Here is a 490-nt window from a genome sequence, read left to right on the forward strand (position 1 = left end):
GATGAGGCCAATGCGAATGCCCTGATCTCCCTTCTTAAACAGCAAGGACTTCGCCAATGAACGTGACCTTAAACAGCGTGCTGCTGCCAGATGATCTGGTCTGGCGCGACGAGTTCGAGTGGGCGCCGGTCGAGCAGGTGGTGACCCCGACCCTGAGCGGCGCCCTGTTGGTGGAGGAGACCGCCAAGCCCGAGGGACGGCCGCTGACCCTGAGCGGGCACTGCTCCCGCGCCAAGGTGCAGGAGCTCAAGGTGCTGGAGGCTCAGGTGGCCCAGCTGATGACGTTGACCCTGCTCGATGGCGTGACCCGCACTGTGGTGTGGCGCCGCCCTGGCGTGGTGGCCATGCCACTGATCGAGATGGCCGACCCGGAAGGGGGCGACCCCTATGCCTTGACCCTGAATCTCACAGAGGTAACCCCATGACCATTCTCTCTGGCGATATCGTGCTGTTGGCCAGCCAGCGCCTGGTTGATACCGATGACGGCGGT

At 63.7% G+C, this 490-nt stretch carries 1 protein-coding gene; it reads left to right on the top strand.

Annotation, left to right across the window (positions count from 1 at the left end):
* The first annotated feature begins 56 nt into the window (after positions 1-56).
* Complete coding sequence (locus tag ACW5W8_RS23835; RefSeq protein WP_498630885.1) at positions 57-425, top strand: hypothetical protein; 369 nt, start codon at positions 57-59, stop codon at positions 423-425.
* The last annotated feature ends 65 nt before the right edge of the window (positions 426-490 follow it).

It is taken from the genome of Aeromonas aquatilis (assembly GCF_054052405.1).

Coding starts and splice junctions, on each gene's coding strand:
- ACW5W8_RS23835 (WP_498630885.1), top strand. CDS start 57: ATGAACGTGACCTTAAACAGCGTGCTGCTGCCAGATGATCTGGTCTGG.